Raw genomic sequence first — 26,718 nt, forward strand, 5'->3', positions numbered from 1 at the left:
CTCGGCTTCACCAACCTCGGCAACTACATCACCAGAAGCCTCCTGCACGCCGGAGGATTCAGACAAACCATACGGGAACGAATCTCACAACCATGAACCCGACACACACGAAAACCGGAAGAGCCGGTTTACCCTGTATACATGAGCGAACAACAACGCGGCGAAAAGAACCGGTCCTCGCGCCCCCGCATCCACCCGGCGGAGGCCGCCGACGACCGCCCGGTCTCCGTGTCGGCCCGGCTGGGCCGCCTGCAGTTCCATGAGTCCGGGAAGTTCCGCGTCCTGCAGTTCGCCGACATCCAGGACGGCCCCAAGGTCTCATCCGACACGATCAGCCTGATCGAAGCCTCGCTCGACGCCACGCGGCCCGACGTCGTCATATTCACCGGCAACCAGATCGCGGGGTACGACACCGCCTACGCCGACACCTTCCGCAAGCGCCGTTGGTCCAAAAGCCTGATCATGCCGAAGGACCGCCGCGCGGTCGAGCATCAGGCGGCGAACCTGGAGCGGACGCGCGAGCTGGTGCGCGGCACGATCGCCCAGTTCCTCCGGCCGCTGATCGACCGCCGCGTCCCGTGGGCGGTGACCTACGGCAACCACGATTTCCAGTGCGGGCTCGACAACGCCGAGCTCGACGCCATCTACCGCGAGTTCCCCGGGTGCCTGAACCCGGAGTCCACGGCCGCCAGCCCGGACCGGTCCCGGGCGGTGCCCGGGTCGGGGCTGCCCGACCAGCGGGTGTACCCGTGCGAGCCCGGCACGTTCGCGCTGCCGGTCGTCGACGTCGACCGCACGCGCACGGTGATCGGCCTGGTGCTGCTGGATTCGGGCGACTACGCGCGTTCGGGCGGCTACGGCGCGCCCTCCGGCAGGGGCTTCGAGTTCCTCAGGCGGGCGCCGGAGCTCATCGGGGAACAGTCGATGCTGTTCCAGCACCTCGCGCTGCCCCAGTACTACGATCTGCTCAAGGAGGTGCCGGCCAACGCGGCCAGCGCGATCCAGGGCTACCGGGCGTTCGACGGGCGCAGCTACGTGCTCGACGACGGCAAGACGCTGCCGGGGAGCTACCTGGGCGAGGGGATCAGCTGCAGCGACCATGATTACGGCGAGTTCGCGCTGCTCAAGGAGAACCGGGGATACTTCGCGGTCGTCGCGGGGCACGACCACCGCAACGGCTTCGTGGGCGTGCACGAGGGCATCATGCTGGTGGCCACGCCGACCTGCGGGTTCGGCTCGTACGGGCCCGTGCCGGAGAAGCGCGCCGCCCGGCTGTTCGAGTTCGACATCCGGCATCCGCACGAGCCGCGGACGCAGCTGCTGGAGTTCGGCGAGCTGGTCGGCAAGCCCAAATCCAACAAGGCATACGCGTATGGCATGACCAGCGTCAAACCGGACAGCGAAGGCATGGATCTGCTGCACAAGCCCGGGCTGTGGCAGTGGCTGACCCGCCTGTTCCGCAAGTCCGGTTCACAGGATGGGGCGGAATGATCCTGTGAACCGGTGCCGTGTGCGTTTCCGCGACGAACTGGCGGAATGCGGCCGTTGTGTGGTGGAGGAATATGGTCGGATATGTGCGTTTCAGTTCACGGGATCGTACCGTCCGAAAGTGTGAATTGGGGAAACGTTGTATGAACGAGCCAGCCCCATCAGGGCGGACTGCCGTTCCATCTTGAATCGGATGTCCTCGACGATGAGGCGCTTCGCGGCTTCGGTGCGCAGGTCGTCGGCCGTGACCAGCACGATCTCCCATCCGAGCCGCCGCAGCGCGTTCCACCTTGTGCAATCGGCCCGCATCCGGTCTGTGTCGGCGTGGTAGGCGCCCTGGTATTCGATGCCCAGGCGGATGTCCGGGTAGGCGATGTCGATCAGATAGTACCGGTCCGGCCCCACATCGACGCGATGGTTGGGCTCCGGCTTGCCCAGTCCGTTGCGCAGCACCAGCACATACACGACGGATTCCGGCGGCGAGTCGGTGTTCTGGGCGAGCAGCGGGATGGTCGCCGTGCATCGGCTCCGTCCGATGAACCCCGTGTTGCGTTCGACGTACGAAACGAGCTCGTCCAGCGTGGCCGTCCGTCGCTGCGGATCGCGGCTCATCAGCGCGCCCGCCGTGACCGCCAGGCTCTCCTCGCTGCAATGCGCCGCGATCTGGGCCCAGGCCATGGGCGGTTCGGCGACGACGAAACCGTTGACGAGATCCGTGGTGGCGAACTCGCCGCTCCAGACGTGCGACGCCACGTTGTCGAAGCGGCGCCGCTTCGCGCCGGAGGGGAAGCTGATGTGCTGCACGTCGCTCGGCAGGGTGCAGTCGTCGGGCGCGGCGACGCCCCAGTACGCCAATGCCGAGGTGTGCGAGAACACCGGTGTGATGTCCATGGCGGCGGCCGTTTCGCACAGCGCCCGGTATTGCGTCGCGGCGCGCCGCGTCTGGTCACGAAGCATGAAGGAGCTCATGCCGCGATGGTATGGGGCGGCGCCATGCCGGGCAAGCGCCGGGGCGGAAATTGTGGATAACGTCAGGCCGATGGTCCGATCGGCCGTTTGACCGCATTCGACGCATGATTCGGCCGGCCGGTTCCGGACTCTTGACGATCGGCCGTCGTCGACGAATGGCGCAGTGGCGCTGGGGCGGGACGGTGTCCATAAGACGGACCGATTGGTGGAATCCGGGAAGGCCAAGCGTTGTGACGCCCCGGCTGGGCAATGCGCAGGACACGGACGTCGCTGCGCCCGGTGGCTGGTATGCGGGACCTGCACGCTGTGCACGGACATTCACCCACCACATGGAGTGAGGGTACCTATGAGACTTGCGTGCGCTGTGCGCGGATATTCAATGGAATCGGCCGGTGAACCGGTGGAAGGGCCAACGCGCCATCGGTGGCTGATTTGCCCGGAGGGCGGGGCATTGCGCGAGAAGCCGGTTCACGGTTGCGCGTTCGACGATCCTGTGAACCGGGATGATGTTCGACATCACTTTTTGGGAACATTGTTCGCGGATGGAACCGGTTCGCCGTCGGTTTGAGGGGATCGAGTGTGCGATATCCGTGCATATATGGACAAGTGCTGGTTCACAGGATCGTCGAGAACGATCCTGTGAACCAGCGCACATAAGACAGATGGCTTATCTGCAGCCGTACACACCGTGCGGCCCGGCGGGCTTGCGGGCCCATATCCGTCTGAAAATCGGCCTGCTACGCCGCCCATCGACAGCGGGCGGCGTAGCAGGCCGAGGACGGGCTCCGTGGCGGGCCGGGAGTCTACGCCCGGCTGGCGTTGCTCGCCTTGGCCAGCGCGTCGGTCAGGTACTTGCCGGCGGCCATGACCAGCGGGGCGTAGCGTCGGCCGGGGTTGGCGCCCATGCGGCCGTTCGGGCCGGAGATCGAGATGGCGGCGATGACCTGCCCGGAGGCGTTGCGGATCGGCGCGCTGATCGAGCACACGCCCTCGTCACGCTCGTTGATCGACTCGGCCCAGCCGCGCTTGCGCACGATGGCGAGCTTCGCGGCGGTGAACTTCGCGTGGCGCAGCCCCTGGTGCAGGCGCTCGGCGTCCTCCCAGGCCAGCAGGATCTGCGCGGCCGAACCGGCCTCCATCGACAGCATGGCGCCGACGGGGATCGAGTCGCGCAGGCCGGAGGCGCGCTCGACGGCGGCGATGCACACGCGCTGGTCGCCCTGGCGGCGGTAGATCTGCGCGGATTCGCCGGTGCGGTCGAGCAGCGTCTGCAGGATCGGGCCGGCGGCGGTGAGCAGCCGGTCCTCGCCCGCGGCGGCGGCGAGCTCGGCGAAGCGCGAGCCCAGCGTGAAGCGGCCATGCTGGTCGCGGATGACGAACCGATGGCGCTCCAGCGCGATGGCGAGGCGGTGCGCGGTCGGGCGGGCCAGCCCGGTGGCGGCGACCAGCTGGGCGAGCGTGGCGGGGCCCGATTCCAGCGCGTCAAGGATCTTGACCGTTTTGTCAAGTACCCCAACGCCGGAATGGATCTCCCCGTCGTTCGCGCAGGGGGTGGCATTTGCGGATGACATGTCGGCGGAAACGGCGGATTTCCGCTGTTCATCCGGGGCGGTGGCGTTCAAGTTGGAAACAGTCATAATCGGGATTATGCCATCTCATATTTCGAAACGCAAAAGTCCACGCCGACGCCTTGCCACCATACTCGTACAGGAGAGGCCATGTGTTCCGACGCATGGCTGAAGTTTTTTACGGTGAGAATCTCCGGTTGAAGCCAAAGGAGACTTGAGAATGGGAACCACACTGGCCGAAAAGGTCTGGGCGGATCATCTCGTGCGCCAGGGCGAGGACGGCGCACCCGATCTGATCTACATCGATTTGCAGCTCATGCATGAGGTCACCAGCCCCCAGGCGTTCGAAGGGCTGCGCCTGGCCGGCCGCCGGCTGCGCCGCCCCGAACTGACCATCGCGACGGAGGACCACAACACCCCCACGGTCGACATCGACCGCCCGAACCCGGACGAGACCAGCGCCACCCAGCTGAGCACCCTGGAGCGCAACTGCAAGGAGTTCGGCGTCCGCCTGCATCCGCTCGGCGACGCCGACCAGGGCATCGTGCACGCCTTCGCCCCGATCCTGGGCCTGACCCAGCCGGGCATGACGATCGTGTGCGGCGACTCGCACACCTCGACCCACGGCGCGTTCGGCGCGCTCGCCTTCGGCATCGGCACCTCGGAGGTCGAGCACGTGATGGCGACGCAGACCCTGAGCCTCAAGCCGTTCAAGACGATGGCCGTCAACGTGGAGGGCGATCTGCCGGAGGGCGTCACCGCCAAGGACATCATCCTGGCGATCATCGCGAAGATCGGCACCGGCGGCGGCCAGGGCCACGTCATCGAGTACCGCGGCGAGGCGATCCGCAAGCTGTCGATGGATGCCCGCATGACGATCTGCAACATGTCGATCGAGGCCGGCGCCCGCGCGGGCATGATCGCCCCGGACGAGACGACGTTCGAATACCTCAAGGGCCGTCCGCACGCGCCGCAGGGCGAGCTGTGGGACCAGGCCGTCGCCTACTGGAGGACGCTGAAGACCGACGACGACGCCGTCTTCGACAAGGAGGTCACCCTAAGCGCCGCCGACCTGACGCCGTTCGTGACGTGGGGCACCAACCCCGGCCAGGGCGCGCCGATCGACTCCACCGTGCCGGACCCCGCGCGGATCGCGGACGCCACGAAGCGCGCCGCCGCCGCCTCCGCCATCGAGTACATGGGGCTCAAGCCCGGCATGCCGATCAAGGACATCGCCGTGGACACCGTGTTCATCGGCTCGTGCACCAACGGCCGCATCGAGGACCTGCGCGCCGCCGCGGCCATCATGAAGGGCCGTCACAAGGCCGACAGCATCCACCGCGTGCTGGTCGTGCCGGCATCGTCCCGCGTGCGCCTGCAGGCGGAGCGCGAGGGCCTCGACAGGATCTTCAAGGACTTCGGCGCCGAGTGGCGCAACGCCGGCTGCTCGATGTGCCTGGGCATGAACCCGGACAAGCTGGTGCCCGGCGAGCGCTCGATCTCCACGTCGAACCGCAACTTCGAGGGGCGCCAGGGCAAGGGCAGCCGCACGCATCTGGCGTCGCCGGCCGTGGCCGCCGCCACCGCCATCCGCGGCACGATCTCCAGCCCCGCGGACCTGTGACCCGCCGGCCGTCCGCCATGCGACGGCGGTCGGCCTGGATACCGCAGAACGACAAGCAACAACGTCGGGGCCGCGCGGACGGCCCCGGAACCGAAGGAAGAACCATGGAGAAGCTGACAGTTGTGACCGGCGTGGGCGTGCCGCTGCGTCGGTCGAATGTGGACACCGACCAGATCATCCCGGCCGTGTTCCTCAAGCGCGTGACCAAGACCGGGTTCGACGACGCGCTGTTCTACGCGTGGCGCCGCGACCCGGAGTTCGTGCTCAACTGGCCGGAGTACGCGGGCAAGGGCCGCATCCTGGTGGCCGGGCCGGACTTCGGCATCGGCTCGTCGCGCGAGCACGCCGTGTGGGCGCTGCACGACTACGGGTTCCGCGTGGTCATCGCGCCGCGGTTCGCGGACATCTTCTACGGCAACACCGCGAAGAACGGCGTGCTGGCGGCGATCATGCCGCAGGAGTCCGTCGAGCTGCTGTGGAAGCTGCTCGAGGAGGAGCCGGGCCGCGAGATGACCGTGGACCTGGGCGAGCGCACCGTGACCTGCGGCGACGTGACGCTGCCGTTCGAGGTCAACGACTACACCCGCTGGCGCCTGATGAACGGCTACGACGACATCGACCTGACGCTGCGGCACGAGGACGACATCGCCGCGTACGAGGCGATGCGCGCGGAACGCTTCCCGTTCAAGCCCAAGACCCTGCCGGCCATGCACCTGCCGGAGGAGAAGGTGGAGTCCGCGCGCGACGTGGAGTACGACTGGGCCGGTCCGCTCAGCTCGCGGGCGTAGGTTCCGCAAGGCTTCCGTAGGGTTTCATAAAGGCGGCGCGACACCGATGAGGGTCGCGCCGCCTTCGTTATGCCGTGATGCCTGATGAGTGGGGCCAGCCCCGGCGGTCGTCCGGACCGGGGCCGCCGGTCGGAGCCGTCAGGCGTAGATGTTGCGCGGGCGCATGTCCTCGGGCAGCCCGTTGAGCAGCGTGGTCACGGACCCGGACTCGAACACCGAGCGGATGCCGGCGGCCAGCAGCGGCGCCACCGACAGCACCGTCATGTTCGGCAGACGCTTCGACTCGGGCACCGGCACGGTGTCCATCAGCACGATCTCGCGCGCGCCGCAGTCGCGCAGGCGTTCCACGGCCGGGCCGGACAGCAGGCCGTGCGTGGCGACGAGCGTCACCGAGGCGGCGCCGGCGTCGGTCAGCGTGCGCACGGCCTCGCAGATCGTGCCGGCCGTGTCGATCATGTCGTCGACGACCACGCAGTCGCGGCCCTCGACCTCGCCGATGATGCCGTGCGCCTCGGCGCAGTTCGGGCGCGTGGTGTCGCGGGTCTTGTGGATGAACGCGAGCGGCAGACCGCCGAGCTTCGCGGCCCACTGCTCGGAGACCCGGATGCGGCCCGCGTCGGGGGAGACGATCGTCGCGTTCTCCAGCGGCAGGTGGCCGCGCACGTAGTCGAGCAGCACCGGCATGGCGGTCAGGTGGTCGACCGGACCGTTGAAGAAGCCCTGCTCCTGCGCGGCGTGCAGGTCGACGGTCATGATCCGGTCGGCGCCGGCGGCGCGGAACAGGTCGAAGATCAGGCGGGCGGTGATCGGCTCGCGGCCCTGGTGCTTCTTGTCCTGGCGCGAATACCCCATGAACGGGCAGACCGCGGTGATCGACTTGGCGGAGGCACGCTTGAGTGCGTCGATCATGATGAGCTGCTCCATCACCCACGTGTTGATCGGCTCGGTGTGCGACTGCATGACGAACACGTCGGCGCCGCGCACCGGCTCGGTGAAGCGCACGTACATCTCGCCGTTGGCGAAGTCGTAGGCGGTGGTCTCCAGCACGGTGGTGCCCAGATACGTGGCGGTCTCCGCGGCCTGTTCGGGGTAGGCGCGTCCAGTGACCAGCGCCAGTCGCTTATCCGGGGTGCCTTCGAGAATCGCCGACATGATTCGCCTTTCCGTCGTCGCCCGTCCCGCACGCCATGCGGGGACCGGGCGGGGCCGCATCGAAAAATACCGTATTCCAATATACAAGCAACCCGCCACCCAGCAGCGGTGTGGCGGGTTGCCTTCATCGAACGTCCGCGGCGCTCGCGTCACGGCGCCGCGGACCGGCGATCACCAGTAGTCCTCGTCGAACGTCACCGTGACCGTGTCGCCGTCGATGACGAAGTCGCCGTAGACCGAGAACGAGTCGGTGTAGTCGTCCGGCTCCCAGGTCTCGTCGTAGTTCTGGTACTCGTACGTGACCGTGGCCTCGCCGTAGTCGGTGGAGAACGAGCCGGAGTCGAGGCTGATGTAGTCGACGGTCGGCGACGTGGTGATGCTCCACGAGAAGTTGCGGTACCGGTCGCTCGAGTACACGTACCGGCCGAACGGGCAGCCGTCCGGCTCGGCGTCGGTCGACGCGACGCAGGTCTGCAGCCGCTCGTCGACGGCCGACTGGATCTCGGCGGTCAGCGCGTCCGTCGCCTCGGCGGTCAGGTAGCCGTAGCTTTGCATGTCCGTGTCGAGCGTCGCCGTGTCGCTGGTGATGTAGTCCGACGCGGCCGCCGAGACGCGGTACGTGCCCGGGTAGACGCGGAACGACATGCTGTAGTCGTCCGCGCTGGAGGCGTTGTCCGCGGAGACGGTGACGCCGTTGATCTCCAGCTCGGTGATCGCCGAGGACGTGGAGACCTCGATCTGCTTGAGCAGCGGCGTGGTGACCGTCCAGTCGGGGAACACCAGGAACTGCGAGCCGGTGGACGCCATCGTGAACGTGTCGTTGACCGTGTTGCCGCCGATCGTGTAGGAGACGGTGACGGTCTTGGACCCGTCGGTCGCGTCGTCGATCGACACGACGCGCGCGTTGGCGATCGTCGCGTTCTCGGCCTGCGCGGCGGCGTCGGTGAGCAGCGCCCGCTGGCTCTGGTCGATCTGCGGGTCGGCGATCTCGTTCGCGCGGTCGTAGCTGCCGGAGGCGATGGCCGACAGGTACTCGTCCGCGACGTGGCTCGGGCTGAACACGGTCGCGTTCAGAGCCGCGTACGCGACGCCCAGCGCGACGGCGACCGCGGCGACGACGCCGATGACGATCAGCGTCAGCTTCTGCTTGGCGGTCATCGGCTTGCGCGGCGCGGGGGCGACCGGCACCACCGGCGGGACCGCCGTCGCGGCGGCGTAACCGTTCGGCGCGCCCGGGCCGGACGGAGTGGCCGGGCCGGGCTGGTAGCCGGCCGCGCCGAAGGACTTGGGCGCCTCGCCGCCGGTCGGCGGGACCGCCGCGGGCGGGATCACGGTCGTCGGGGCGCCGTCGCCGGGCTGACCGCCGGCGGGCGTGGCGTCACCGGCCGCCGCATCGCCGTCGTGATCGCCGGGCTGGCCGGTCGTCGCCGCGTTGTCCGGGCCGACCGGCGACGGGGCCGCGGGCTGGCCGGCCGCCGTGGCCGTCGGCTGGGCCATCGCGGCTCCGGCCGCTCCGGCCGCTCCGGCCGCCGCGGCTCCCGCGACGCCTGCCGCCGCCATGCCCGCCGCGGCCCCGGCCATGCCGTCGGCCGTCGGCTGCGGGCCGGCCGGGGTCTGCGGGCCCGCGGGCCGCCCGAACGTCGCGCCGCAGGCGACGACGTAGTCGGTCACGCCCTGCGGGGTCGGCTGGACCGTGCCGCCGACGAACAGCCGCCACAGGCCGGGCATCGCCGAGACCAGCGTCGGGCCGAACGTGAGCGCCGCGGCCTCGACGAGGAACGCCCACACCGCGGCCACCAGGAAGAACCACAGGGCCGGGGCGACGCCGATCGCGCCGCTGCCGGAGCCGAACGCCGAGACGTTGGCGGTGATGCCGGCCACGCAGAACGGCACCAGCACCCACGTCACGGCGGCCGCGACCGGCGACTTCCACGAGTGCCGCCAGCCGGCGTAGGCGCGGTCGTAGATGTTGCGCGCGGCCAGCCGCAGCGCGATGTACAGGGTCGTGACGACGAACACGACGACCAGCAGCACGTACATCCACAGCGAATCGCCGAGGTTCGGCGCGAACACCGAGAGGTTCGTGGTCTGCTGCCCGGTGACCGTGAAGGACACCGCGCCCAGCGCGCCCAGCGTGAACTCGGCGATCGGCAGGAACGGGAACGCGAACGGGATGAGCATCAGCGGGGCCGCCGACTTGGCCATCACCGCGGAGACCACGAGCGTGACCAGCGAGGCCGCGACGAACACCACCGCGTAGATGGCCGCCGATTCGACCACGGTGCGCACGAAGCCGCGCGCGCGATGCGTCCAGCGCCATGCGGCGAGGAACACGTTCGACGAGTCCGGCGCGAACTGCGCGAGGAAGTAGCCGGCCAGCGCGCCCAGCCCGGCCAGCACGAACGCCATCGCGAACGTGCGGAACGAGGCGCCGTTCAGCGCCGCGCCCGCGCCGTCGCCGCCGTACGAGGCGGACACGGAGATCGGGAAGATCGCGCCGAGGATCACGTAGACCAGGCCGGCGGCCACGCCGACGCCGGCGGCGCTGACCGCGCCCGTCCACTTGAAGCGCACGGCGAGCCTGCGCGCGAACAGATACGCGCCGAACGCCGCGCCGACCAGCAGCGCCACGCCGGACAGTCCGACCGGCAGCGACACCGACATGCTCGCCATCGAATCGAGGGACAGGCCGCTCGCCGACATGGACAGCGAGAACGAGCCGGAGACGCCCGCGATCAGCGCGAACACCAGGATCTGGAAGAAGTTCGGGCCGGTGAGGATGCCGTCGAGGCCGCCGAGCATCCCGCCCATCCCGGAGGAGTACATGGCCTCGTCCATCGCCGTGGTGCCGCCGGCGGTCAGGACGGCGGCGGCGAGCACGGCCAGCACCAGGGCGGAGGCCAGGCCGATGCCGAGGGAGACCCCGGCGGTCCGCAGCACGTTCGGCGCGGTCAGCTCGCGCACCGTCGCGTTGCTGCGGATGGCCTGCATCGTGGGCGAGGCGCCGAATCCGGGCTGCTGGCCGGGGACGCCGGGCTGTCCGGGCTGCATGCCCGGCTGCGCGGGCGGCGTCGGGCCCTGCATCGGCGGGACCGGACCCGCCGACGCAGGGGCCTGTCCCGCCTGGACGGGCGGGATCGGTCCGGTCGGCATCGACTCCGGCTGCGCGGAGACGGGCTGGGCCTGCGCGGAGACGGGCTGATCGGCCGGCGCCGGGCTCTCCGGTCCGGCGGGCGACTGTTCCGTCCGGCCGTTCGGGATCGGCATGGTCGGCATCGCGCCCGGCTGGGTGCTCGGGATCGGCATGGTCGGCGTCGGGCCGTCCACGGCCGCCGGCTGCGACTGGGTTAGCGGTGTTCCACAGTGTGCGCAGAACACCGCTTCATTCTCCATTCGAAAACCGCAGTGGGGACAGTTCATAAGGACCTCCCTTATTTTGTAGTATTAGCTATCGTTTCACATGGTCTATGTTAAGTCGCAAAGACCGTTCACTGATTGAGCATCAGGGGTGTAAGCAGAATGAGCAAGTTGTGAAAGTATGAGCTATTTTGCTTTTTTTATGAAAAAACCTTTCCCTAATCCCCCCATGTTATAGGGTAATTGTGTAACGGGAGATACGGGCATAATATGGTTCGTGGTTTTTCCTGAGAAAACGTGTTAGTCAGCTGTATCGACCATGGCCTCTAGAGTTTCGACTGGTTCACTGCATTTTCGTTCGGGACCTATGATGCACATAGTTATTGAAGAGAAAAATCGATGGCAGATGATGTGGAAAGTCATGTTGTGAGGATATCTAAAATTGTGTTCTCAAATGGTAGATGAATGGTTACCGGTTCAGTGAGGGTTTAACCGTTTGCCAAAAGAAAATAAAAGCATTATATGAATGGAGACAAAAATGTGCATTTAATTCTGTTATATATGTATATCTGAAGATTCGAAGATGAAGTCGGTGGTATGCAAGTAAGTATGGTGCAGTTATCGGTTGTCCTAACATTCGTACAACGTAAGTCTCAGAATTGAGTTCGAGACGAGAAATGGAGGTATGATGACTTCGTTGTCACGATGTGAGTGAGAGCGGGGAGAGTCTATGTCCGTCGTTGATGTGATTCAGTTTGAGGGGAGCTCCACCGATCTGGTATGGAAGAGTCCTATTGAGGATTTCAATACCGCAACGCAACTGATCGTTGATGAAACACATGAAGCGATTGTGATGATTGAGGGGCGTACCGAGGTGTTGGGGCCTGGGCGTCACACTCTGGAGACACAGAACTATTTCGGTCTTAACGCGATACAGCGTCTCGCCACCGGCGGAAAGACGGCGTTCCCTTGCAAAGTGTATTTTGTCAGCAAGGTCCACGCCCTGGATATGAAATGGGGAACCCCTGAACTGTTGCCGGTGCTGGATCCGGAGCTTGACATCATGTTGCATCTGCAGCTGCGGGGCAGCGCGAATTTCGTAATCGACAACTCCAAGAAATTCATGGAGAAGTTCACCGGATTCTATAATTATGACGCGCTGCGGAGGAACGAGCGGGACTTCGGCGCGACTCGGGGGGATGTACGGAACCTCGCCGCGGCGCGCAGGAACGACTCCGGCTTCGACATGACGCAGGTGATCGGGCAATTGCGGGGCGTCATCTTCACTGAAGTGACCGATATGGTCGCCAAGGTGTTCACCCGGGCCAAGGTCGGACTGTTTTCGGTCAACGCCCATCTGAAGGATATCAGCGAGTTGCTGACGTATCCGTTGGGCAAGGTGTTCGAAGACTACGGTATCAAGCTGGTCAGGTTCAATATCGAGACCATCACCTCGAACAATGAGGACACCGCGGAGTTCCAGGCGGCGAAATCCGCGGCTAGGGCGAAGGTGATTCTGGCGGGCAGTGAGGCTGAAGCCCGACGGTTGCAGGGATACACCTGGTCGGATGAACAGAAGGCCGCCATTCTCAAGGAGCTTGCGGGCAATGACGGCGCGGCCGGAAGCTTCATGGGCGGTGTTCTGGGCATCGGCGCATCCGGCCCCATGAGCGAGCCGATCGGCGGTATCATCGACGGCTTTTTCGGCGACGGAGGTCAGCGCCGCGACATTTTCAGCAACGGCTCCGGCGACGGGGGCTCCACCGCTTCCGGCAGCGTCCCCTCCGACGGATCGTCCGATGGAGGGTCGCTGCGGCGCATGGACAACGACGTATCGGATCTCGGCCGCCGCATAGGGTTCGGATTACAGGAGGCCCCGGCGGATGAAGACTCCGTCGCCCCTACCACGCCGTTGCAGCAATCCGCGCAGCCCGCCACACCGTCCCCGAGCGCCGCCGAACAGACTACCGCCATGTTGTGCCCGCAGTGCGGCAAGACGGTGGACCCGACGTGGAAGGCGTGCCCTTTCTGCACCAAACCGTTGGTTGCCCCGACATGCCCGAACTGTAGGCATGACGTGGATCCCGCATGGCTTGCCTGCCCGTTCTGCGCCACGAAGTTGTAATGCACCGCACAGTCCGTGACCGGCGTCGGCGGAACCGGTGCCGAGGGAACGGAACCAGAGAAAGGGAACATGATATGAAAATCAGACCACGCACCGGCAGCGCCGTCATCGGCGTCATCGGCATGCTTCTGTTTGTTGTGTACGCCCTGGCGATTTTCATGTTCAGCGGCGTGTACACATCCGTCGGCATTTGCTCGATTGTGTTCGCCGTCATCGCGTTCCTGCTGCTGTTCCTCACGCCGCAGTTCATGTTCAAGAAGCGTCCCGACATCGAAGCCGTCTTCTTCGGCATCCCCTTGGCGAGCTTTGCCGCCTATTACTTTTTGGCGGAGATTTTCGTCAGTATGGTGTTCCTAGGCTTTCAAAGCGTGATTCCATTCAATATCGCCCTGTTCCTGCAGGTCGTGCTGCTCGTCGCGTTCGTGATCATCGCCCTGGTAAGCGTCACCGCCCAGCAGGCCTCCGCCCAGCAGAGTGAGGATCGTCGCAGCCAAGCCGTGGCATGGAGTCTGCAATCCGTGGACATCCGTTCCATCATCGACTCCAATCGCATGCACGGCGCCGATGCGGCGCTGTTAGAGGCGCTCGACCATCTCTCCGAAACCATCACGTATTCCGATGCATTCAGCCATGACAATCCCGCCATCAAGGAGGTCGAGGGACGTATCACAGCCCGCATGCGGGACCTGCAGTCCGCCGCTGCCAATAACGATTTTCTGACCGAGCGGAGGCTTGTCCAGGAGCTGGAGAACCTGTATGCCGAGCGTAGCCGCAAGCTGCTGTTGGTGAAGTGACATGGCGGTCTCGTACAAGCAGCGCCGGTGCGATACCTGCGGCGGCACACTCGAATTGGACAAAGCCGACGACGTATACGTGTGCGTGTACTGCGGGAACCGGTATGAACGCACGGAAAGCTATGATGGGCAGTTCTCCGTGCGGTATGCCGCGACGCAAGCGCTGCGTGCCCTGCTGGACGTCGACAGCAGCTTGGGGCATTGGGATTTGGTACAGACCAACCTCAACGATTGTCAGAAGATTGACCCATCCTATCCGGGATCAATCGTGGCCCATCTGGCCGCGTCGATCATTCGCGTCCGGTTCCTGATGGGCAACCGCGAGGCGGTGCGCACCGACCTGGCGCAAGCCCAGGCCGACTACGCCAAGCTGCAGCATCCCTTCGACCCACAGGTGCAGGACGTTGAGGCGGATTTCTATGACGGTCTGGAGTCATCGGACATCCGGTCGCTGCTGATCAGTGTGTTCAACACCTTCAAGGACGATGAACGCGTCGCATACATCCGCAATGGGTTCAACGCGGGCGATATTCGCACGGAATCGGCTGCCGGCGATTTGATGAACCGCGCTTTCTCCACGGAGGACTACCGGCAGATCGACGAGCTGTTGCAGTCGCCGGCGAAACTCGATACGGACGCCCTGTTCACCAGAATTCTTGACGAGTATCCGGAAGGCCAACAGAAGGTTGACAACGTCTGCACGGTTATCGTGCGCGGCGTGAACGGCCAGTCCGGGCGTGATGCCCTGTCATCGTACCTGATGTCTTCGCAGGATTCCATCGAAACCAAACTCGGCATCACCACGGGATGCGTCGGCCGCGGCGTCATCCCCAACGGCCGTGCGCTCGCCTCGTTCATCGGCGCGGCGTATGACGAGTCCCGTGTGCTGTCGATCCTCGCCGCGGTCAAAGGCGGGGTGCTGAACGACGAGGATACCGCCGCGGTGGTCGAGGCGCTGCTGACCAAGGTCGGCGCCGACACCATGACGAAAGGACTCAACGCGCTGGCCGGCGCGGGCTACTATCTTACGTTTGCACAGAAGCCCATGGTGGCCATGCTGTCAAGGGACGACCTTCAAGTGAAGGAGAAGGCCACGGCTTTCCGCGCGATCTGCGGCATGGGACTGCCTGGCAAACGGCGGCAAAGCGTGCTTTCCGCATATCTTGACGTGCCGGGTGGGGAGGACAAGCCGCAGCTCGTCGACCTGCTCGGGGAACAGATCGGAGCGGTCAGCCCGATGACCGCGGAGAACTACTTGGTCGGCAACCATGCCGATGGCGCCGTCAAGCCCCGTGTACTGGCGGCATTGCTCACACATGTGACCGCCCGTGAGTCCCTGAAGCTGGCCGCCAAACGGTACGTGGCCTCCGGCGGCGATTCGGGTGCCGTTCGGGACGAGGTCGTGAAGGTACTGGGCGAGGAGGGACTGGTGCGGTCGCCGGACGGCTCGGGGACGTCCGGCGCCGGCAGCGGAGGCTCGGCCGTGGCGGCCGATGCGCTCGAGAAGTATCTGAGGCGTACGCTGGGCACATCCCGGTATGAGCCGCAGATGGTGGACAAGCTGATGGCCCCGAACATGCGTGTTACTGGGGAAGCACTAGTCCGGTTCCTGCTGCAGGCCCCCGACGAGGGGACGAAGGCCTCCAAAGCAAGCAAGATGATCGACGCGCTGGCAGGCGTGCCCGAGCACATTATGACGACGGTCACCGTGGGCGGGCACGTCGTGGAGGCACCGATCTTGCAGGCTTACCTGATCGCCAATCACGACACCGCGTCGACCGCGCAGGCCATTTTGCCGCTGCTCCGGCGGCTGGAGCCGAAGGACAACTGCCGGGTCACGTGCGACGGCACGGTGGTACGATTCCGCAAGCTCGTGCAGTCCGGCGATATTCCGATCCCACCCTCGACACGGGACTATTGCGCGTCGATCAGGATGTTCTGAGGGCGGTGGACGATGAGGTTCGAAACGGCACTCAACGGCGGCCGCGCGGCGGCGGCGCGAGTCATCGAGGTGAGCACGGTTCCCCATATCGAGGCGGGGGACGCTGGCTCATCCGATTTCCGACGGTTGACCGCAGGTCTCGACGCCATGTTGTCGGAATGCTTGCAGCGCTTCTGCGACGGGTCGTTCTCCTTCGAGTTGCTGATGCTGTCGCTGCCGGTGGAGCATCAGCTATACCGGGGACAGCCGCGCGTATTCGTCATTCTGCGCAAGTTCGGCGTCGATGCGCGGTCCGTGGTCACCGATCTCAACGAGATGGCACGGGACGTGTCGGCACGGCTTGCTGGGCTTGGCTATTCCTGCGTGCTCATCGACGGCTCCGACGCATTATCCGCCGAGGATTTCGAACAGGCACTGCGCGCCGTACGCCACGACCGGGTCATCACGGTCAGTCGCGAAGAGAAGGTCCTGGCCGCGCCCATGGGCGGGGTGCTGTACTACAACGAGCCGGTGGTGACGAACACACAGCTCAACCTCGGCACACTGACCGACGAGTTGGCGGGACGCCCGGGATCGGCGTATTCGATTCAGCTGATTCCCACCACGTACACCGCCCAGGAGAGGCAAACCGTCGAACGCAGCCGCATGATAATCGACGCTATGCGCAAGCAGGTGATGATGATGCCGCAAAGCGTGACGCCGACGGCCTTCATCGAGGCCTCGCGCGCCTACCTTGACTTCATCGACCATGAGAACGAGTTGGCCTTCTACACCATGCCGGTCATCTACGGTGCGCCGCAGGATGTGCAGTCCCTGTACGGGCGCCTGATGACGCTGTTCTCCCCGCCGGGCGGCGACACCCATATGCTGGTGCCGGTGGCCGTCGACGGCGACATACCACCGCTGGCCGAATCGTTCCTCGTGAAGCCTTGGGCCATGAGTGACCTGTTGGTGACGCGTAAGCGCAACATGCGGTTCTGGAACCAGGCCAAGGCGCCGCGCTCGCTGATTCGGTGCCGGCAACTGCTGCCGATGTCCGTTGCCAGCGCGCTGGCGCGTCCGCCCTTCGACGATGGCACCACCATCGGACTGGAGGTCACACGCGGCAGCACGTCGAAGGAGCGGCTGGATGCGTCGGTGATGGACGAACGCAGTTTCCGCGTCGGCCGCATCATCGACCCCGCGTACGTGGACTCGGGGGACGGCACGGCCCTGCAGGCGGGCATCCCGCTGAACAACCTCACCAAGCATGGCATGATCGTGGGCAAATCCGGATCCGGCAAGACAAACTTCATCCACACCATGCTGCTAAGGCTGGCCCGTCGTGGCATCCCGTTCCTCGCCATCGAACCCACCAAGTCCGAATACCGCTGCCTGACCGATGCCATTGACGACCTGACCGTGTTCACACCGGGTATGAACACGGTCTCGCCGTTCATTATCAATCCGTTCGTGCCGCCGGTGGGCGTGACCGTGGAAAGCTACATCCCCAGTCTGATGAATGCGTTCCAGGCCGCGTTCACCATGCCCGATCCGCTGCCCGCGATCTTCCAGGAAGTTGTGAACAAGACATACGCCAAATACGGTTGGAAGCGCACCAGCACATGCGAGGACCCCGACGTCACCTGGTTCGGCTTCCACGAGATGATCCTCGAATTCCAGAACCATGTCGCCTCGATGGACTACCAAGGCGAGACCCGCGGCAATATCACCACCGCCGGCGTGCTGCGGTTGAGCACCCTGATTGAGCAGAACCCCGACCTCTACGACACCACCCCGACCATTCCCATCCACGAGCTGTTGAAGCGCCCGGTGGTCCTCGAACTCAACGCCATCACGTCTCCCGAGCAGAAGACCCTGCTGATGGCGTTGCTGCTCATCTCGATCTGCCTGTACACTAAGTTCAACACGTCACTGGACGGCGAACTCAAGAACCTCCTGTTCATCGACGAGGCCCATGTGCTGTTCGGAGCTGGCGGGGAGGACGGCGACAACCGCGCCGTGCGCGAACTGGAGAACATGATCGCGGAAATTCGCGCATACGGCACTGGCGTGTTTCTGGGTGACCAGTCGGCAACTACCTTCGGCGACAGCATCATGGCCAACACCGACACGAAGATCATGTTCCAGATCGTGGAACGGCGCAACAAGCAGGTGCTCGCCGACGCCACAGGCATGGACGAGGAGAAGACCAATCTGCTGTCGCGACTGCATGTCGGAGAATGCCTGCTGTATTACGGGCGTCTGCCCGAACCCATCCTCGTCAAGGCCGACGACGCGCGGAGCTTGGCCTCGTTCCGTCGCGGCGTGAGCAACGAGGAGATTCGCGGACGGGATACGTTCTGGAAGGAGCATCGCGACCTGCTCATGCCGTTCGTCGCCTGCAGATCGTGCCGCTCATGCGTGCTCCACGGGTGTGATCTGCAAGGGCGTGTACTCGCCAACTACATTGCGATGAACATGAGCTATTTCTACAGGGACCACATCAAGGACAAGGAGACGCTGGAACGGTTCATCCGCACGAAGGCGGAACGCAACGTGGCCGTGCAGCTCGACCGAAACAACGTCCGCGAGGACCGTGAACGGATGGGGTTCTGCGTGACCACCCGCCTGCTGCGGTACCTGCAGCGCGCCTGCAAACTCGGGACTGGAACGCGCGACAACGCCCGGTACGTCAGGGAATACTCCGGTTTCGTCTACGATTCGATACGACCCGGTGACGATCGGTCGTGACCGCGTAAAACTGGATGATGGGAGAAGCGATTCCGCAAGGAAGGGATATCGGAAGGAGGGAACGATGGCGACTGATGAGGAAATCGCGGAACGGCGACAACTTGCGGCCGAGATCAGCAACCTGGAATCACGGATTAACTCGGCGCTGATCGAACAGCAGCGGCTTGAGGAAGAGCTGCGATATGTCGTTGCCCAGCTCGGAGTGCTCAATACCGCGGCGCAGGGCATGTCCCAGAAGGTCACACATGACGTCGGGAAGCTGTCGGAGAAGATTGGCCGCGAGGACCTGGACGCACGCGACCTCCTGCAGCTGCTGCACGACGTTTCGGAGCGGTACTTCGCCTACAAGAACCTTTCCACGGCGACGCGGAATCTGACGAAGCTCAACGACGAGTACTACACGAAATTCAAGTTTTACCACGAGCTGCGTCGTATCGCGCTGGGATGCGTGATGGCGGTCGACACCAATCTGATTTCCCACGAGACCGCGCGCAAGCAGGTCGAGAAGAGCTATCTCGCAAACACCGACTACTGGCTGGCATACGCCATCGCGGCGGTGATGCTGTGGTGGAGCGACGAGCGCGAGGCCGCCCAGCGGGCCCTGAACCGCGCGATGATGATGGATGAACGCAAGACTTCGTTGCTGATGCTGTTCTGCAACCTCAAATTCGGTCGCAAGGACACGGCGATGCGCTGGTATTCGTATTATCTGGGGTGCATCCACGCGAACGACGTGGGCGAGGAGTTCCAGTACCTGATGGAGGCGCAGATGAGCGGCTCGTTCGGCAACGACCGCGAGTTGCAGGCCAGAGTGGCGTCGAAGATCAAGGACATGTTCGACGAGATTGCCCTCTATAGCATCAATTTCAAGAACGAGGTTGCCGATGCTGCTTGCCGGTTCATGCAGACCAAGGCCCATGTCTCGGATTTCGACTTCTTCTATCTGCCGGAATACTGCGAACAGCACGACGAGATGAAGGCTCTGATCTCCGATGCGGAAAAGAACGTACTGGTCGCACGTGAATACGAGGACCTCGCCCAGGAGCACGATGACGGCGAGAAGGACGTGAACGAGCACCTTGAGGACACCATCTACAACGTCATCGAATCGATGGATGACGAGGAGGAGAAGGTGCACCGGCGTATCCGCTACAACGAGCTGATCGTCGCAGCGAAAGGCGACATACACAAGGCCGAGGTCGCCTATGCGGAACGGTACCCGCAGACCGGCCCGATCGGGTTCGCTGGGCTGCTGAAACGATGGGCGTTCACCGAGGATGACGCGGCGATTCTCCCCCAGACGCGCCGGTTCGCCCTGGCGAAGCTGGAGCCGGACATCCGCGCGGGCGTCGCCAAATTCGCCGATGGCTATCGCGCGCGGGAACGCGAGCGTTACACCATCTCCGTCGACGGATGGTCGATGAACTGCAACGAGAACGAGGCGACGATCGCCAAGGAGGGGTTCGAGGAGTACTACCGGACCCATTCGATCTGGCGCTACCTGCAGGACCGGTTCGTGCTGGTCTGGATCGGCATGATTCTCGCCGGCATATTGGGGTTGGTCATAGCCGCCGTTTCGGTACGGCATCCCGCGGTGATCGTGATCTCGGTGCTGCTCGTCCTGGTCGGAGCGTTCTGCCTGTGGCGCCAGATCGACAATCTCCGGGAGGTCATGGAACGGCGGAAACGCAAGAGCCTGGAGATCATCGAACGAACCCTGGACGAAATGGGTGCCTGGCGTCAGGCCTACAAGGAGGCCGATCAGGGGTATGCCGACCTGATGCAGGCGCTCGACCTGTTCACCGATGACGACGAGTGACGGAAGAACCGATAACCACAAGATAAAGGAACAGTCATGGATAGTGCATACGCAGTTCAGCAGCTGAACACGACGATCGGCGACTTCCGTTCCTCGATCGACACGCAGATGAACCAAATCGATTCGACGACGCAGAAGATCCAGGCGACGACCGATGAGATCTACAAAAGCGTCAACGAATTCAAGCAGAACATGGTCAAAAGCGAGGAGGTGCAGCTCGCCCACGAGAACCTCATCCGCATCGACCAGGTGATCAAGGAGCAGTTCGGCGACTACGACCGCATCCGCCGCACGATTATCGGCGTGGTACGTGACTTCGACATCAACCTGGTGCGCAACAAGACGATTCAGGAGCTTTCCGAGGAGCTGTGGCTCACTAGCTCACGCTACTGGCTCTCATACGCGCTTATCGCCGTGACCGCATGGGTGAACGACTATCCCGAGGTGGCGGCCAACGCGCTCTCCGAATGCTCCCGCCGCGACAGAATCAAGGCCACCCTGTTCTTCACCCTGCTGAATCTGCGTTTCGGCCGCAACGAGGTGGCGCGCCGCTGGTTCAGCGAATACCTGAAGACCTTGGACCCCAAGTTCATGCAGAACGAGGCCGCGGTCATGCTCCAGGCCTACATCTCCGGCACGTTCGGCACCGACAGGGGGCTGGAGGCGCAGGTGAACGCCACAATTGACGAGTGGATCGCGATCATCAACGAGGACGCCGCCATCGCCGAGGACCTGGTCAAGGCGTACGGCAACTACATCAACAACCTGCAGCCCGGCAGCGAGTTCACCTACGAGTCGATCCGCCGGTTCTGTGTCAATGCCGACCAGGTGGAGGGCGTTTATCGCGACGTGTCGAAGTTCTCGACGATCAAGGCGATGGTGGACGCCTTGGACGTCGAGGAGATCGAACAACGTCCGGACAACTACAAGGCGCGCGTGGACGCCGTGCTCACCTCTCTGATCAGCAACTACGACCAGGAGGAGGACGAGCTGAAGACCCAGCAGCAGTACTTCAACCTGGTCATCAAGAACAACGGCGACGTCAAGGACGCCGACGCGCAATACCAGGAGATGCTCAGGCTCAAAGGCGAGGGGTTCAACATCGGACGCCAGCTCATCGGCTGGGTGCTGTACGACAACGACCAGAACACGGACGTGCATGTGCGCAAGTTCGCGCTGAGCCATACCAAGAGCTGGCTGAAAACGGCGCTCGACCGGTTCTCCGACGCCATACAGGAACGTTTCCCGACGGGGTACCGGCTGAGGATTGACGGTTGGGAAAGCGTCACGAACGGCGATGACCAGGCTGCCCAGGAAAAGGATCTCCGCGAGTACTTCGACACCCATAAGCTCACGATGGTGTATCTGAACATGCCGAACGCGGTCGCCGCGGTCGGCGCCGTGCTGTGCATGGGGTTGTCCTTCGTGAACCTGCTGTTCCTGATTGGCGCGGCCCTCGGTCTGGGGTTCCTGGGACTCAACGTATTCCGTGCGCTCAAGCAGTTTCCCGTTCGGGTGCAGGCGGCGGTCGACGGCCTCGGCAGCACCATCGCCCAGATCGGGATGTTCAGGCAGTTCTGTGACGATGCCATGACCACCAAGGCGACGGTTCTCGAGCAACTGGACTACAACTTCTGATTCGCGGCCAACGGTCCGAAACAGGCAGAGAAAGAAAGGAGCCATCATGGCCGACGACACCACCAAGACCACATCGGTGAGCACCGAGGATGATCTGCTGAATTCCATTTCCGCGAATTTCGGCGGCGAGAGCACCTCTGCGATCAGCAAGGCCAAGAAGGACTCCCTCGCGGAGATGACCAAGCAGCTGCCCGAATGGAGCCTGGAACCGCCGGAGACGTTCCTGCAGTGACGGCCGGGGAATGCTCCTCAGAGCCTCCGTGCACATTTGCCCAATGGCGTGAGATGTTGCGGCCGGGTGGGTGCATACCGACACGGGAGTTCGCCGAGGCGCTGCGGGCCGGCCGGGTGCCGGACGGCACCGGCGTCGCGGTCTTGGAACTGATGAGGCGGTACTGCGAAAGTGAGCTCAACCGTCAGACCAGACGGCTGGGCGGTCTTCTGGAGCAGTGCGGCGGGGACGTGGATACTATGACGATGTTGTGCGCACGGTACTCCCGGACCTGCGCGACGTTGCTGCGCATCACCGAGGTCGGCGGGATACCGCGGGATTCGGCTGCGCGGATGGCCGCGGAGATACGGACGTACGTAATGCAGGTGTTCGACTCCGTCGCCCGTGGCACGACGCCCCCGAACGAAGACATCGAATATTGCATGCGGCGATTGGAAAGAAGGTGGAACACCGAATGAGCGACTATCAGGCAATGTCCACGATGCTGTCGGACTATATCCGGGCTGGCGTGCCTCTGGTGGTCATTCGTACCGCCGAGCGGCACCGGGTCGAACGCGCCTTGCGCGACATCGTGAAGGCGTTGAACATCCATGCATTCTGCTATACCGACTCCAAGCAGATCGAATCCCTGTCGCCACAGGACGAGGCTGCCGCCAAGGACGTCGATTCCGATCCGCTGCCGTTCATCAGGGAGAGGTTCCGCCGTTCCCGTCACCTCACATTCCTGCTGGGCGACACGCGGAGGTTGGAACAGGACTCGCTGTACACGAGGGAGCTGCTGTCCACTGCATATCTGGCAAGGGACACGGGCAACACACTGGTGATCGTCGCGGTCGAGAATGTGTGGCAGCGTCTGGCGCGTTTCGGGCTGTTCATTGACCTTGAGCTGCCGACGTTCGAGGAACGGCATGCCCTCATCGGGGAGTTCGCCGCACGGTTCCCTGACAAGGTGACGTGGAGTGACGGTGGCATGACGCAGCTGGCGACATTGCTGCGGGGCCTGAGCGAGGTCCAGATTATCAACCTGCTGCGGTCGTCCCTGGTGGCGCGGGGCGTGCTGGGCGACGATGCTGTAACCGGCATCGCCGGGAATAAGGATCGCCTGTTCACCGCCGTGTCCAACGTGATGCCGGTGTCGTATCCGGAGCACCTTGAGGTGGCCGGACTCGACGGCTTGAAGGCGTGGCTGGACCGCAAACGCAATGTGTTCTTCGCCCGGCAGGAGCTTCTGGACCGCCATTGCCTGCAGTCGCCTCGTGGCGTTCTGCTGATGGGGGTGCCCGGCTGCGGCAAGTCGTTCTCCGCGAAGATGATCGCATCCCGTTGGCAGCTGCCGCTGTTCCGTTTCGACATCGGCTCGGTGTACAACAAATACGTCGGCGAGACCGAGCGGCGCATGCAGGAGGCTTTGGATTACATCGACAACGTGGCCCCGTGCGTGCTGTGGATCGACGAAATCGAGAAGGCGCTGTCCTCTGGCTCGGGCGAAAGCGACGTTGGCAACAGGATTCTCGGGCAGTTCCTGTTCTGGCTGCAGGAGTCGCGGGCGAAAGTGTTCCTGGTGGCGACGGCGAACGACGTCCAGCACCTGCCTCCTGAACTGTTCCGCAAAGGCCGGTTCTCGGAAAGTTTTTTCATCGACCTGCCGGATGACGGGGAACGGCGGGCCGCGATATCCTTGTACGCCCGTCTGGCGTTGCATCGCCGATTCGACGAGGCCGACATGGACCGTCTGGTCGAGCGATGCCGGGGGTTCTCGTACTCCGACATCGAACAGGCCATCAAGGACGTCGCCGAACGGGTGGTGTTTGGTGACCTCCTCGAGGCGACCGCCGCGCAGGTCGAGGCCTGCTTCGCGGCCACCATCCCCATTTCGGCGGAACGCATCAGGGCCATCCGCGAATGGGGGATGAAGAACGCCCAATCCGCATCATCGGGAGGACAACATGGCGAATGAAGACCTGCGTGCGGAGGTGCGCAGACTGCAGTCACATCTGAACGACATCGAACGTGAGAACGGCCGCCTGCGCGGTGAAATCGGCGCCGGCGTAGGGGCGATGATGCAGGCGAACAAGTCGTTGAACGACACCTCGACCATGGTCCGCAACCGTCTCGGCGCCGCGGACGGCACGCTGGGCCGCGCCCATCGGCAGGTTATCGCGGCGTATGAGGTGCAGCGCGACATGGACGCGCTGTACGGCCGGCTTAAGCAGATGGAACTGGCCAACAAACGCATCCGCGAGTGCAACAACAAGAAGTTCTACGATTTTGCCGTATACCGGCAGGTGCGCAGAATCGTCCAGGGAATCATGGACAATCTCGATTTCTCCATGGTGACGGACGAGGTCATCGACAAGGCCATCGAACGCAATCACCTCGAGAATCCAGACTATTGGCTGACCTGCGTGCTGATGGCGGTCGTCGCATGGCACTCCGACCAGCGGGAGCGCTCTCAGCGCGCCCTGGACAAGGCCATGGCGCTCGACGACCGCAAGACCGCATCGTTCCTCATGGTGTTCTATCTGCGTCTGCACCGTGAGGAGACCGCGCTGCATTGGTTCTCCTATCTGACCGCCGGGCAGCTCAAGGGAGCGGAGAAGCCCATGGTGCTCCTATTCTTCTCGATGCTGTCGAAGACCATCGAGGACCGGCTGTCGGACAAGGCGCGCACCGCCATCAGCGACTACATCTACGGTCTGATCGATGACGAGATCGAGCACGCCGGCGAGGGGCGTGTGCGTGTCGTCGAACGCATCACCGAAGCGTTCGTCTCGTTCGTGGACGACCGTCAGTTCGGGTACGAGTCGATTCGCCGGTATGTTCCCGGGAGCGGCGCCTTGGCGGAAAGCCTGGCGCGCGCACGCAACAACGCTAACATCATCGACTTCATCGCGCAAACCATGAACGTGGACGAGGCGAGCCGCAACGAATTCCTCAAGTCGTACGTCGACGACATCGTAGCGGCGCCATGCCCTGCGGAGAAGGACGTGTACGATGAAATCGATCGCAACGAGTTCATCATCAAATACCAGGGCGACGTGGACGCCGCACAGGCGGCGTACCAGGAACGTAAGCAGCACGACGACAGCGATTTCGACATCATCGCGGAGATGATCGACTGGATATACACCCCATCGGGGCGTTCGGAGACCAACCCGCAGATGCGTCGGAACATGTTGCTCGCCACCAAGCGACTGCAGCAGGAGGCGGGGGATCTCTACGTACGGCAATACCGCGGGATGTGCCGTCCGGTGCAGCGAATCGTCATCGATGACTTCTCCATTACCGCGGACCTGCGCGAACCCGATAAGTCGAGTAAGGAGGCCCAGCGGTTTTACGAAGGGCGCGCTGCCGAGGAGAAGGCCGCCATCAAGGATGTCTGGGCCATCGTGCTGATGGTGATCGGTGTGGTGGGAGGCATAGCGCTGGCCGTTTTCCTGATCCCCTCGGCGATTTGCCTCGGCGTGCTTGCGGCGGCGGTCGGCGGCGTGTGGATGCTGATGAACAGGGCCAGCCGTCGCCGCATCGACCTGAAGTACCAGCAGATCATCAGAACGACGCGCGATCGGCTGGCCGAGCTGAGTGAGGACTGGCATCGGTTCGAACAGGACTTCCACGAGCAGGATTTGTTGTCGCAGCAGCTGTCTGACCGTCTGGCCGCGTTGTAGGGGCCGTAGGCGATGGCTGTGACGGAGCAAGGAGGTTATGATGGCTGACTTCGAGAGTCTTTCCGATTTGTCTGAGTCCTTGGAGACGACCGACGACGTCGGCGGCGAATGGCAGGTCGAACCTGAGGAGCTGCCGGAGATTCCGGACATGCCCGATCTGGACGAGGACCTCGCCGTGGAGGATGAGGGTATCGACGAGACGTCCGCGGACATCGACGGCGTGGATGAAGGAATTGACGATGGGATTCCCGATATACCGATGGATGTCGACGACGAGGATCTCGAAGACGTCGATGCCGGGTACGAATCCGCGGAAATCGGGGACGAGACATCCGAACCGGTGACGGACGTCGACGAGGGAACCGTTGACGTGCCGGACCTTCCCGCGGACGCGGACGATGGGATTCCCGACATGCCCGATGAAACGATGGAGATGTGGACGGAGGATCCCGACAACGATTTCGAAAAGGACCTGGACGGAGGTGGCGAAGGCGCCCCGCTCTCCGGCGCGCTGGACGACGCCGACGATGCCGCCGTCTCGGACGTCTCGGCCGCTCTCGACGAGACGGTCGAAGAGGCTGCCGACGTGCCTTCTGACGACGGCGGGGAGGGGGATACCGACGAGATCGTATGGGACGCCGAACATCCCGATGGCGGTCAGCTTGATGTCGATCATGGTGATGTCGAGGTTTCTGGTGAGAAGAGCAGTGCGTTGGATGATATGACGGCGTATATCTTCGAGCATGGGTATGGTCGGGAGGATTATGCGGAGTATTCGCGTGATCCCGAGTGGCAGCGTCTGAATGAGGCGTTGATTGCGG

The 26,718-nt window shown here is 63.9% G+C and carries 17 protein-coding genes; 13 read left to right on the top strand and 4 right to left on the bottom strand.

Going from position 1 to position 26,718, the window contains the following annotated elements; all coding sequences use genetic code 11:
• Positions 1 to 141: 141 nt before the first annotated feature.
• Positions 142 to 1,491 carry a metallophosphoesterase family protein gene (locus KIH73_RS09920; RefSeq protein ID WP_219083073.1) on the top strand — a complete coding sequence of 450 codons (1,350 nt, stop codon included), beginning with the start codon at positions 142 to 144 and terminating at the stop codon, positions 1,489 to 1,491.
• A 90-nt stretch (positions 1,492 to 1,581) separates the two neighbouring features.
• On the opposite strand, the gene KIH73_RS09925 is transcribed toward KIH73_RS09920, so the two are convergent.
• A complete protein-coding gene (locus KIH73_RS09925) occupies positions 1,582 to 2,457 on the bottom strand; it encodes an endonuclease domain-containing protein (protein ID WP_219083075.1) in 876 nt (291 codons plus the stop codon).
• An 803-nt stretch (positions 2,458 to 3,260) separates the two neighbouring features.
• The gene (locus KIH73_RS09930; RefSeq protein ID WP_219083103.1) at positions 3,261 to 4,028 is read right to left on the bottom strand and encodes an IclR family transcriptional regulator; all 768 of its coding nucleotides are present in this window, start codon (positions 4,026 to 4,028) and stop codon (positions 3,261 to 3,263) included.
• Between the two features lie 217 nt (positions 4,029 to 4,245).
• On the opposite strand from KIH73_RS09930, the gene leuC reads away from it, so the two are divergent.
• Positions 4,246 to 5,649 carry a 3-isopropylmalate dehydratase large subunit gene (gene leuC, locus KIH73_RS09935; RefSeq protein WP_219083077.1) on the top strand — a complete coding sequence of 468 codons (1,404 nt, stop codon included), beginning with the start codon at positions 4,246 to 4,248 and terminating at the stop codon, positions 5,647 to 5,649.
• Positions 5,650 to 5,753: 104 nt separating this feature from the next.
• On the top strand, positions 5,754 to 6,437 hold the full coding sequence (gene leuD, locus KIH73_RS09940) for a 3-isopropylmalate dehydratase small subunit (RefSeq protein WP_219083079.1): 684 nt from the start codon (positions 5,754 to 5,756) through the stop codon (positions 6,435 to 6,437).
• A 138-nt stretch (positions 6,438 to 6,575) separates the two neighbouring features.
• On the opposite strand, the gene KIH73_RS09945 is transcribed toward leuD, so the two are convergent.
• Both KIH73_RS09945 and KIH73_RS09950 read right to left on the bottom strand, forming a co-directional pair.
• Positions 6,576 to 7,589: a ribose-phosphate diphosphokinase gene (locus KIH73_RS09945; RefSeq protein WP_219083081.1), complete on the bottom strand. Its 1,014-nt coding sequence runs from the start codon at positions 7,587 to 7,589 to the stop codon at positions 6,576 to 6,578.
• A gap of 171 nt (positions 7,590 to 7,760) precedes the next feature.
• Positions 7,761 to 10,673: a heme utilization protein gene (locus KIH73_RS09950; protein ID WP_236022718.1), complete on the bottom strand. Its 2,913-nt coding sequence runs from the start codon at positions 10,671 to 10,673 to the stop codon at positions 7,761 to 7,763.
• 1,003 nt (positions 10,674 to 11,676) lie between these two features.
• Between KIH73_RS09950 and KIH73_RS09955 the strand changes: the two genes are divergently transcribed.
• From KIH73_RS09955 to KIH73_RS10000, 10 genes are all read left to right on the top strand, one after another.
• Positions 11,677 to 13,071: an SPFH domain-containing protein gene (locus tag KIH73_RS09955; RefSeq protein ID WP_219083085.1), complete on the top strand. Its 1,395-nt coding sequence runs from the start codon at positions 11,677 to 11,679 to the stop codon at positions 13,069 to 13,071.
• Between the two features lie 74 nt (positions 13,072 to 13,145).
• Positions 13,146 to 13,865 carry a hypothetical protein gene (locus tag KIH73_RS09960; protein WP_219083087.1) on the top strand — a complete coding sequence of 240 codons (720 nt, stop codon included), beginning with the start codon at positions 13,146 to 13,148 and terminating at the stop codon, positions 13,863 to 13,865.
• 1 nt (position 13,866) lies between these two features.
• Positions 13,867 to 15,807 (top strand): TFIIB-type zinc ribbon-containing protein, encoded by a 1,941-nt coding sequence (locus KIH73_RS09965; protein WP_219083089.1) that lies wholly within the window; start codon positions 13,867 to 13,869, stop codon positions 15,805 to 15,807.
• Positions 15,808 to 15,819: 12 nt separating this feature from the next.
• Complete coding sequence (locus KIH73_RS09970) at positions 15,820 to 18,540, top strand: ATP-binding protein (RefSeq protein ID WP_219083090.1); 2,721 nt, start codon at positions 15,820 to 15,822, stop codon at positions 18,538 to 18,540.
• A gap of 64 nt (positions 18,541 to 18,604) precedes the next feature.
• Complete coding sequence (locus KIH73_RS09975) at positions 18,605 to 20,359, top strand: hypothetical protein (RefSeq protein WP_219083092.1); 1,755 nt, start codon at positions 18,605 to 18,607, stop codon at positions 20,357 to 20,359.
• 36 nt (positions 20,360 to 20,395) lie between these two features.
• The gene (locus KIH73_RS09980) at positions 20,396 to 21,997 is read left to right on the top strand and encodes a hypothetical protein (protein ID WP_219083094.1); all 1,602 of its coding nucleotides are present in this window, start codon (positions 20,396 to 20,398) and stop codon (positions 21,995 to 21,997) included.
• Between the two features lie 46 nt (positions 21,998 to 22,043).
• Positions 22,044 to 22,229 (top strand): hypothetical protein, encoded by a 186-nt coding sequence (locus tag KIH73_RS09985; RefSeq protein ID WP_219083096.1) that lies wholly within the window; start codon positions 22,044 to 22,046, stop codon positions 22,227 to 22,229.
• Between the two features lie 454 nt (positions 22,230 to 22,683).
• A complete protein-coding gene (locus tag KIH73_RS09990; protein WP_219083099.1) occupies positions 22,684 to 24,186 on the top strand; it encodes an AAA family ATPase in 1,503 nt (500 codons plus the stop codon).
• Complete coding sequence (locus tag KIH73_RS09995; RefSeq protein WP_219083101.1) at positions 24,176 to 25,897, top strand: hypothetical protein; 1,722 nt, start codon at positions 24,176 to 24,178, stop codon at positions 25,895 to 25,897. Before KIH73_RS09990 ends, KIH73_RS09995 begins: the two co-directional genes overlap by 11 nt.
• 40 nt (positions 25,898 to 25,937) lie before the next feature.
• Positions 25,938 to 26,718, top strand: a 781-nt coding sequence (locus KIH73_RS10000; protein ID WP_219083102.1) for a hypothetical protein, incomplete at its 3' end; no start/stop codon positions are given.

This window comes from Bifidobacterium phasiani, from assembly GCF_019331775.1.
Taxonomy (GTDB): Bacteria; Actinomycetota; Actinomycetes; order Actinomycetales; family Bifidobacteriaceae; genus Bifidobacterium; species Bifidobacterium phasiani.